Source organism: Trabulsiella guamensis ATCC 49490, assembly GCF_000734965.1.
GTDB lineage: Bacteria > Pseudomonadota > Gammaproteobacteria > Enterobacterales > Enterobacteriaceae > Trabulsiella > Trabulsiella guamensis.
On the sequence record NZ_JMTB01000083.1, the window covers coordinates 1 to 5,150 of the forward strand.

Annotated in this window: 7 protein-coding genes and 2 pseudogenes; 6 read left to right on the forward strand and 3 right to left on the reverse strand. The window is 47.5% G+C overall.

Features of this window, described 5'->3' with window-relative positions:
- Positions 1 to 334: IS3 family transposase (locus GTGU_RS12985; protein WP_038157726.1), on the forward strand; the 334-nt coding region annotated here is incomplete at its 5' end.
- Positions 322 to 819: pseudogene (locus tag GTGU_RS12990) on the forward strand (integrase core domain-containing protein); the annotation flags it as partial. The gene GTGU_RS12985 and the pseudogene GTGU_RS12990, both read left to right, overlap by 13 nt.
- Before the next feature lie 265 nt (positions 820 to 1,084).
- Here the strand turns inward: GTGU_RS12990 and GTGU_RS12995 are convergent.
- Positions 1,085 to 1,825, reverse strand: a complete 741-nt coding sequence (locus tag GTGU_RS12995) for an XRE family transcriptional regulator (protein ID WP_072011978.1) — start codon at positions 1,823 to 1,825, stop codon at positions 1,085 to 1,087.
- A 122-nt stretch (positions 1,826 to 1,947) separates the two neighbouring features.
- Here GTGU_RS12995 and GTGU_RS24665 point away from each other — a divergent pair, with 122 nt between their 5' ends.
- From GTGU_RS24665 to GTGU_RS26850, 4 genes are all read left to right on the forward strand, one after another.
- Positions 1,948 to 2,190: a transcriptional regulator gene (locus GTGU_RS24665; protein ID WP_072011979.1), complete on the forward strand. Its 243-nt coding sequence runs from the start codon at positions 1,948 to 1,950 to the stop codon at positions 2,188 to 2,190.
- A gap of 138 nt (positions 2,191 to 2,328) precedes the next feature.
- Positions 2,329 to 2,646: a hypothetical protein gene (locus GTGU_RS13000; RefSeq protein ID WP_169741180.1), complete on the forward strand. Its 318-nt coding sequence runs from the start codon at positions 2,329 to 2,331 to the stop codon at positions 2,644 to 2,646.
- A gap of 12 nt (positions 2,647 to 2,658) precedes the next feature.
- Positions 2,659 to 3,423, forward strand: coding sequence for a hypothetical protein (locus GTGU_RS25740; RefSeq protein WP_156964145.1), 765 nt, complete (start codon positions 2,659 to 2,661; stop codon positions 3,421 to 3,423).
- Between the two features lie 304 nt (positions 3,424 to 3,727).
- Positions 3,728 to 3,862 carry a hypothetical protein gene (locus GTGU_RS26850; protein WP_281172987.1) on the forward strand — a complete coding sequence of 45 codons (135 nt, stop codon included), beginning with the start codon at positions 3,728 to 3,730 and terminating at the stop codon, positions 3,860 to 3,862.
- Between the two features lie 269 nt (positions 3,863 to 4,131).
- Here GTGU_RS26850 and istB read toward each other — a convergent pair whose 3' ends face one another.
- Both istB and GTGU_RS24670 read right to left on the reverse strand, forming a co-directional pair.
- On the reverse strand, positions 4,132 to 4,914 hold the full coding sequence (gene istB, locus GTGU_RS13015) for an IS21-like element ISSen3 family helper ATPase IstB (protein WP_038157733.1): 783 nt from the start codon (positions 4,912 to 4,914) through the stop codon (positions 4,132 to 4,134).
- A gap of 46 nt (positions 4,915 to 4,960) precedes the next feature.
- Positions 4,961 to 5,150 (reverse strand): annotated as a pseudogene (locus tag GTGU_RS24670) (IS21 family transposase); the annotation flags it as partial.

Below are 5,150 nucleotides of genomic sequence, written 5' to 3' on the forward strand. Positions count from 1 at the left end.
TGACAGCGAAACCGTACAGGACGTCATGCTGGGTGCGGTGGAACGACGCTTCGGCAGCAACCTGCCGGCATCCCCCGTTGAATGGTTGACGGACAACGGCTCGGCCTACCGGTCTCATCAGACGCGTCAGTTCGCCAGAATGGTAGGACTGGAGCCTAAACATACGGCAGTACGCAGCCCGGAAAGCAACGGCATGGCAGAGAGCTTCGTGAAAACGATGAAGCGCGACTACATCAGCATCATGCCGAAACCTGACGGGTTAACAGCGGTAAAGAACCTTGCGGAAGCCTTCGAACATTACAACGAATGGCATCCGCATAGTGCACTGGGATAGACTTTATGCATGATGCTTTGGTCTGCGGCAGACGGTTCCGGACCTTCAATGTGGTTGATGACTTTAACCGCGAGGCCCTCGCAATAGAAATCGATCTGAATATCCCGGCACAACGGGGGGGCCGGGTGCTGGACAGGATCGTGGCAAACCGGGGTTATCCGCTGAAACTGCGGATGGACAACGGCCCGGAACTCATCTCGCTGACGCTGGCGCAATGGGCAGAAGAGCATGGTGTGGCACTGGAATTTATTAAACCAGGCAAACCAACACAGAATGCGTTTATCGAACGTTTTAACCGGACCTACCGGACAGAAATACTGGATTTTTACCTGTTCAGGACACTGAATGAAGCACGGAAAATAACAGAGCGCTGGCTGACGGAATATAACAGTGAGCGGCCTCATGAATCCCTGAATAACCTGACGCCGGAAGAGTACCGGCTGATGGCTGAAAAACCGGAAATCTCAAAAAGTGCGTGGAACTAAAACGGGTGTGCTTACAATTACTCTCGTTTCAATCATCGCTGCGATCTGATGAAAGGCTGTTTCAGGCTCAAGAGAAAGTCCCTTAAAATGTTCATAGTTACTATCATTCATCTCATTAACTCCGTTGTTCGCCGATAAGATTAGCATTACCATGGTTTATATTACACCAATTGTTGTATTGTGTGCTTTTGGTGTTAATTTTATAACTTATTGATTGTAAAAATAAAAAAAGCCAGCATTGCTGGCTTATGAGAATCGTAGTTTACTACCAAGTGTGAGAAGACCAGAAAACTCGTCCTATTACTCTGACATTACTATGGAATTTTTGAACATCTAGAACTTCATCTGGATATAGATCGCGGTTAAGCGATCTGATTAGTATCTCTCCAGGTCTGGCTACTAAGGTTTTAATCCTCAGCATGTCATCGTGGCAAATGGCATATGTTTTACCATCACGTATTTCTGTTTCAGCCATATTGATTCCTACTATATCTCCGTCGCTTAAAGTTGGAGACATACTATCCCCCGAAACCCTAACTAAGCGTGCCTGGCTAGCGCTCACCCCCATTTTGTGCAAGGAGTACTTTCTAAATACTAAGGAAAACGACTCATCGTCTATAACTTCACAGGAACCTAGTCCGGCTGAAAAGTTAACGTTTATAAGGGGGATGTGCACGAATTCTCCATCTTCCGTTTGTTCCATATCTTCCCATACTACAGCTTTTAATCTTGTTTTTGCTATCTCTGATTTTTGGTTCCTGTTGGATATAAGTAGTTGTTCTGAATCAATGTTACGCATTGGCCCACTACCACTTTCAAGCCAGGATGGATTGACATTTAGAGCATTGGCTAAAGCGAGAAGTTTAGTTGTTGATCTGGCTCTTCCCGAGGTTAGTTTTTGTATTGCAGCCTGAGATACGCCCACCTTCACTGCAAGACTGCTTTGATTCAGTCCCTGCTCCGCCATAGCGATCTTTAATCGTTGTGCAAAGGTCCACTTCTCCATCTTCTCCACCTATCTATTCGTTGATATCTAAAACCATGTGATTATTTTATCAGCACGAGCGGATTTGATCTACAACTGATATGATTATATATTAAAACCAATGGTGTGTTTGAGGTCTCGTTATGAACGAAGTTTTTTCTTCCCCAATGGCTAAAGCCGTATATGTGGCGGGTGGGCAATCCGCATTGTTGCGCCAAATAGAGGTTACTCAGGGCGCTGTGTGGAAGTGGGTTAATGGGGTAAAGAAAATTTCCCCAGTACATGCAGTTGTTGTTTCCGAAGCTGTAAATGGAGCTGTAAAACCGCATGAGTTGCGTCCTAATCTCCCAACCCTTTTTCCACCGCCATTGCCTGAGGATAAGTGACATGTCACCGGAAGAATTTATCAAAAAACACATCATTGCTGCGCTGGTGGGGATGGACTTCCATCAATGGTAGTCAGGGTGGCAGAACATGGGGTGGATTACTACCGGCGTTGTTCTCAGTCCAGCCTGAAGGGCAGCATGTTTGAAGATTATCTTTTCCGTGCCAGACAGTGGGCTATCGGTCAGACGACAGCCGTAGAACAGAACGAAAGAGCAAAAAAAGCCGGAAAAAGAAAGATCCCTCTCTTCCCGGCCTGTTCTGACTTCAGTATTGCGATATTCATTAGCGGAACAACGTTTTACAAGAGCCGTTCCATGATAAACGCTCTCCTGGACATTCATCGGGATAACTTACAGGAGCCTTTCACTATGGAAAATTATATCAGGAAGCATAAGAGCACAGCAACGGGCAGTGCCGAAAATTTACCAGCAATGGAGCGGAGGTATGACATGTGACTTGAGTTAACGATGTCTTGCATAGGTGAGAAGCTTTTCGATCGCCTGTATGGTCGCGGGAATATCCTTGACGCTTTTATGTTCAGCATGAATTCCAGCGAGATACTGGTTCACTGCTTCCCGGTATTCACCTCGCCTGCGCCTGTTCAAATATGGACTAAGGCTTTCGAAGTCAACGGTGATTTCTGGCGTCGAGCTGCTGCAGTGTCTGAGGGATACAATCTCATTACGCAGGAAAGTTTCAATGGGGTCAGAAACGCTGTTGAACTTGTTAATTCTGTGCCTGAAAAGAGCCAGTCCACAGGCCAGCACTGCGAGAAATATGCAGATAGTTGCCCAGATATGAACAATAAGGAAATGGTTGTTGTAGAAAAAACAAGCAAATTGTCTCACCAGGAAACCCTCTGCATCCATGCTGTGGCGAGATTACTGCGAAACAATGAAAACGTAAATAATCTTACAGTTTATATTTGTTTTTTAACTGAATCTGAGGAACGGCGCAGCATTATTATACTGCGCTTTAATGAAAACTTCCTTGATTATGTTGTTAATTTTTCTGGAAGAGACCAAATAATCCGTTCGGTAGATCGCTCCAGCGTAACTCCGGAAGATCTGAAAATTCTGACGGTGATTTCAGGCGACGTTCCCGGTACTCAGCAAACCAGCCAGTCAGTTGCAGATCAGTTTCGGCAAACTGATTGGGCTTCATATCAATGTCGTAAAGGTCTTCTTCAAGGATATGCAGTACCAGTGATGGCGACAGGGACAATGGATTAACGATGAGGTGAGTGGTTGCCATGTATATCAGTTCAGCCAACGAGTCTTTACTGCTTGGGTTTATGAATGAGTCTTCAGCGTGTCTGGATATTAAGCAGTAGAGCTGAGTCAGCTTTATGGCCCTGCACTTAGCCAGATTGATCAGATCGTTGTTGTGAGGATCCACCATATAGACCTCACAGAGATGATTTTCGATTGTTTGGTAAACAGACATTAAATCCATGCTGAGCCTTCCTTTGGTTCCTGAGGAGTGAAAGGTCAAGGATAACCGAAGGAAGGTCAGATACCAACAGGAGTGTGAGCAATGTCACGTGAATGCAAAGCAACAAGTAAAGCGAGTCCACACACCTACAGCGGTGGGGTGTCAGATTGCCAGATGAGTTTGTGGTTTAAGGGAATGTCAGACGCAGCAATGACGATTGGCATCAATAAAGAGTGACGCCCGCGAGCATGCACACTCCTGGCGTCGTGGCAAATCACACGGTTGGATGGAGGAATGATTTGCATGAGCAATTTAACAACAAATTCTTCGTATCCGCAACTCAAAGCGGACGGTTTTAACCGGAGGTGGTATGTACGCTGGCTATGAACAGGCTGAAATGCCATCGGTTTACAGCCTGGCAGATGCGACATGGATCCAGCTGTCAACGACGGGTAAAAAGTGATCCACTTACATCTCCACCGACGGTCTAATATTGATCCACCGTTTTACTCAGGATTAGCTTCAGCGATAACCCCGGCCTTTCTTTTCTGTTTAAGTCGATAGCTCTCTCCTTTTATCTGAATAACGTGTGAGTGGTGTAAGATCCGGTCCAGCATCGCGGATGTCAGAGCCGCATCCCCCGCGAGCGTTTGATCCCACTGCCCGAACGGCAGGTTAGATGTCAGGATCATCGCGCTCTTCTCGTAACGTTTGGCGATGACCTGGAAGAACAGTTTTGCTTCTTCCTGACTGAACGGCAGATAGCCTATTTCATCGATGATGAGCAGCTTCGGCGCCATCACGCCACGGTGAAGCGTTGTTTTATAGCGGCCCTGGCGTTGCGCTGTAGACAGCTGAAGCAACAGATCCGCCGCTGTTGTGAAGCGTACCTTGATACCTGCACGTACTGCTTCGTAGCCCATGGCTATCGCCAGGTGCGTTTTCCCCACGCCGGATGGACCCAGCAACACGATGTTTTCGTTGCGCTCGATGAAGCTGAGCGAACGCAGCGACTGGATTTGCTTCTGTGGTGCGCCGGTGGCGAAGGTGAAGTCATACTCTTCGAACGTTTTCACTGCCGGGAAGGCCGCCATTCGGGTGTACATCGCCTGTTTGCGCTGATGGCGTGCCAGTTTTTCCTCATGAAGCAGATGCTCCAGGAAGTCCATATAGCTCCATTCCTGATCCACAGCCTGTTGTGACAGCGCGGGGGCCGCACTGATAAGACTGTCCAGTTGCAGTTGTTCGGCGAGAACCATCAGCCGTTGATGTTGCAGTTCCACCATCATGCAGCTCCTCTGCAGAACGTGTCATAGATGGACAGCGGATGTCTCAGGACACATGACGGATGTCGAAGTAGCTGGTATCGAAGTCCGTATCCGGCAACAACTGAAGATGCTCCTGCTCGAGTGCGAAGCGTTGCTCTGGTGTTTGTCTGAACTGGCGAAGCTCCCGTTTATCAGCAACATCAGCCATCCACTGCTCCAGTTGCTGGTTAACATGGGCGAAGCTGTCGAACCTGCGG

Excerpts from the sequence above, each read along its gene's own strand:
- GTGU_RS12995 (WP_072011978.1), bottom strand. The coding sequence starts at position 1,825 with ATGGAGAAGTGGACCTTTGCACAACGATTAAAGATCGCTATGGCGGAG.
- GTGU_RS24665 (WP_072011979.1), top strand. The coding sequence starts at position 1,948 with ATGAACGAAGTTTTTTCTTCCCCAATGGCTAAAGCCGTATATGTGGCG.
- GTGU_RS13000 (WP_169741180.1), top strand. The coding sequence starts at position 2,329 with ATGTTTGAAGATTATCTTTTCCGTGCCAGACAGTGGGCTATCGGTCAG.
- GTGU_RS25740 (WP_156964145.1), top strand. The coding sequence starts at position 2,659 with ATGTCTTGCATAGGTGAGAAGCTTTTCGATCGCCTGTATGGTCGCGGG.
- GTGU_RS26850 (WP_281172987.1), top strand. The coding sequence starts at position 3,728 with ATGTCACGTGAATGCAAAGCAACAAGTAAAGCGAGTCCACACACCTAC.
- istB (WP_038157733.1), bottom strand. The coding sequence starts at position 4,914 with ATGATGGTGGAACTGCAACATCAACGGCTGATGGTTCTCGCCGAACAA.